The sequence below is a fragment of the Amylibacter marinus genome, from assembly GCF_030160015.1.
Classification (GTDB): domain Bacteria; phylum Pseudomonadota; class Alphaproteobacteria; order Rhodobacterales; family Rhodobacteraceae; genus Amylibacter; species Amylibacter marinus.
This window is the reverse complement of the sequence record NZ_BSNN01000013.1, coordinates 2,501-6,379: the sequence shown is the minus strand read 5'-3', so window position 1 is coordinate 6,379 and position 3,879 is coordinate 2,501. Positions and strand designations below refer to the sequence as shown.

1 tRNA gene and 2 rRNA genes (1 of these 3 running past the window's edge) are annotated in these 3,879 nt (G+C 49.9%); all 3 read right to left on the bottom strand.

Annotation, left to right across the window (positions count from 1 at the left end):
• Nucleotides 1-75: 75 nt before the first annotated feature.
• A 5S ribosomal RNA gene (gene rrf / locus QQL62_RS13375) occupies nucleotides 76-190 on the bottom strand.
• Nucleotides 191-274: 84 nt separating this feature from the next.
• Nucleotides 275-3,175, bottom strand: a 23S ribosomal RNA gene (locus QQL62_RS13370).
• Between the two features lie 673 nt (nucleotides 3,176-3,848).
• Nucleotides 3,849-3,879, bottom strand: a tRNA-Ala gene (locus QQL62_RS13365); it runs 45 nt beyond the window's last position.

Sequence of the window (3,879 nt, the reverse complement as noted above, 5' to 3'; positions counted from 1 at the left end):
CATAAAAAAAGGCCGCCGTGATTGGCGGCCGTTTTATAAGTACATACGTTTGAGAGTGTCTTTAATCTTTACTAGGTTTGGCGATGACTTACTCTCCCACGCCTTAAGACGCAGTACCATCAGCGCAACCGTGCTTAACGGCCGAGTTCGGGATGGGATCGGGTGTTTCACTGGCGCTATTATCACCAAACCGAGAAAAGATTAAAGAATAACACGAGATTTTAGACTTTCCGGACTTCAGCTCAGTAATTGCTAAATCTAGCTTTTACTGGATCAAATCAAGCCTATCGGGCAATTAGTATCGGTCAACTGAATGCTTTGCAGCACTTACATCTCCGACCTATCGACGTGGTGGTCTTCCACGGCCCTCAAGGGAGACCTTGTTTCTGGGGGGGCTTCCCGCTTAGATGCCTTCAGCGGTTATCCTGTCCGATCATAGCTACTCTGCACTGCGGCTGGCGCCACAACAGATCCACCAGTGGATCGTTCACCCCGGTCCTCTCGTACTAGGGGCAACTCCCATCAAGTCTCCTACACCCACGGCAGATAGGGACCGAACTGTCTCACGACGTTCTAAACCCAGCTCACGTACCTCTTTAAATGGCGAACAGCCATACCCTTGGGACCTGCTCCAGCCCCAGGATGAGATGAGCCGACATCGAGGTGCCAAACACTGCCGTCGATATGGACTCTTGGGCAGTATCAGCCTGTTATCCCCGGCGTACCTTTTATCCGTTGAGCGATGGCCCTTCCACTCGGGACCACCGGATCACTATGACCGACTTTCGTCTCTGCTCGTCTTGTCAGACTCACAGTCAGGCGGGCTTATGCCATTGCACTCGACGACCGATTTCCGACCGGTCTGAGCCCACCATCGCGCGCCTCCGTTACTCTTTAGGAGGCGACCGCCCCAGTCAAACTACCCGCCACACAGGGTCCCGGATCCGGATAACGGACCGCGGTTAGACATCAAGACAGACAGGGGTGGTATCTCAAGGGAGGCTCCCCACAATCTGGCGATCATGGTTCAAAGCCTACCACCTATCCTGCACACGTCTGACCTAATGCCAGTGTGAAGCTGTAGTAAAGGTGCACGGGGTCTTTCCGTCTAACCGCGGGAAGCCTGCATCTTAACAGGCAATTCAATTTCGCTGAGTCTGCATTGGAGACAGCGGGGAAGTCGTTACGCCATTCGTGCAGGTCGGAACTTACCCGACAAGGAATTTCGCTACCTTAGGACCGTTATAGTTACGGCCGCCGTTTACTGGGGCTTCAATTCGCGGCTTGCACCACTCCTCTTAACCTTCCAGCACCGGGCAGGCGTCAGACCCTATACGTCGTCTTGCGACTTCGCAGAGCCCTGTGTTTTTAGTAAACAGTCGCCACCCCCTGGTCTGTGCCCCCCACCAAAAGTTGCCTTCTGATAGGGCCTCCTTCTCGCGAACTTACGGAGGTATTTTGCCGAGTTCCTTCAATGCAGTTCTCTCAAGCGCCTTGGTATGCTCTACCAGTCCACCTGTGTTGGTTTAGGGTACGATCTAATGGAGGGCTATTTCCAGGAACCGTCCGGCAGCAACTTCAATCCGATAAGGAGTCACTACGCTTTCGATCCGTCACCATCTCCTGGCACCGTAATATTAAACGGTTTCCCATCGACTACGCCTTTCGGCCTCGCCTTAGGGGTCGGCTTACCCTGCTCAGATTAGCTTTAAGCAGGAACCCTTGGACTTTCGGCGACAGAGTCTCTCACTCTGTTTATCGCTACTCATGTCAACATTCTCACTTCTGATCACTCCACCGGATCCCTCACAGGCCGGCTTCACAGTCAGAACATTGCTTCCGTAACATACGAATACGTTAAAGAAGCAGCGTTCTATATCACAGAACGCTCCGCTACCATGCACTTACGTGCATCCTCAGCTTCGGCTCATGGCTTGAGCCCCGGTACATCTTCGCCGCAGGATAACTTAATTAGACCAGTGAGCTGTTACGCTATCTTTAAAAGATGGCTGCTTCTAAGCCAACTTCCTGGTTGTTTTGGTCGTCCCACCTGCTTTCCCACTTAGCCATGAATTAGGGGCCTTAGCTGGAGGTCAGGGTTGTTTCCCTTTTCACTACGGACGTTAGCATCCGCAGTGTGTCTGCCGCATATTACTCTTGGGTATTCGGAGTTTGGTAAGGATCAGTAAGACGGTGAGTCCCCATTACCCTTCCAGTGCTCTACCCCCCAAGGTATTCGTGCGACGCTCTACCTAAATAGATTTCGCGGAGAACCAGCTATCTCCGAGTTTGATTGGCCTTTCACCCCTAGGCACAAGTCATCCCGATCTTTTTCAACAGATGTGGGTTCGGTCCTCCAGTACATGTTACTGTACCTTCAACCTGCTCATGCCTAGATCACTCGGTTTCGGGTCTGATCCTACTAACTCATGCGCCCTATTAAGACTCGCTTTCGCTGCGCCTACACCTATCGGCTTAAGCTTGCTAGTAAGACCAAGTCGTTGACCCATTATACAAAAGGTACGCTGTCAGGGCATATGCCCCTCCAACTGCTTGTAGGCGTCCGGTTTCAGAAACTGTTTCACTCCCCTCGTCGGGGTGCTTTTCACCTTTCCCTCACGGTACTGGTTCGCTATCGGTCAGTAAGGAGTACTTAGCCTTAGAGGGTGGTCCCCCCATGTTCAGACAGAATTTCACGTGTTCCGCCCTACTTAATACGTCAAATCATGCTTCCTATACGGGGCTGTCACCCATATCGCCCAACTTTCCAGATGGTTCTAGTCACATTCATTGCTCGGCTGGTCCCGGTTCGCTCGCCACTACTACGGGAGTATCTATTGATTTCCTTTCCTCCGGGTACTTAGATGTTTCAGTTCCCCGGGTTTGCTTTAAAAACCCTATGTATTCAGGTAATTAATAACTGGTTTACCAAGTTATTGATCGAACACTCCGCAATCAAATGCATCAAAAGCTCCAGTGTGAACTGGATCAATCAAACACATCACAATTACATCGTAATGTTAAACAATAACAAAGTATCAGTTGGGTTGCCCCATTCGGAGATCTTTGGGTATAGCGTCTATTCTCGACTTCCCAAAGCTTATCGCAGAGTATCACGTCCTTCATCGCCTCTTACTGCCAAGGCATCCACCAAACGCCCTTCTCGCGCTTGATCTGATCCAGAAAAAGTCAGACTTTTTCCAGAACAGAAGTCGTCATTTTTTTTGAGAAAATTGTTCATCAGCATCTGCCTTGCGACAGACACGTCATTTTGTGCTATGTTGAATGTAAACATTCAACAAAAACAACATTTTGAACTCAAATGTAACCCTCCCTTGGCAGGAAGGTCACGCACATTCCAGCGAATGAATGCTCTCTCGAGCATCCCATTCTTGCCGCAGCAGATCTAAACCTCTGCGGCTCCTACAATCTTACGATCATAGGTTGGTTAGTGTATTTGACTTGGAAAGACTGTTAATTAACTTGGTATTAGCTTGCGAACCGCACTGGAACGCGCACCAGCAGCACATGCACAGCGGGTTGGTCACCCAATCTGATTATGCCGAAGCCTCGCGGCCTCTACTGCCTACTTAAAAGTAGAAACAAGAAACTAACGTCTCGTGTTATATATGCTCTCTAAACGATGTAAAATCGAACCCGAAGGCCCGCCATCCAATCGGATGATTAAGAACTGCGCACAGTGCTTAATAATCTGATCGAACCGATATGTAATAATCTGAAGACTTCCGTTCCCCCAATTCCACGCTTCAACAAATTCGACTGCGTCGAATTCATTACCGCTTTCTCTATGAGGTAACCACGTTCACTCAAATCTTTGATTTGAGTGTTGGTGGAGCGTATCGGGATCGAACCGATGAC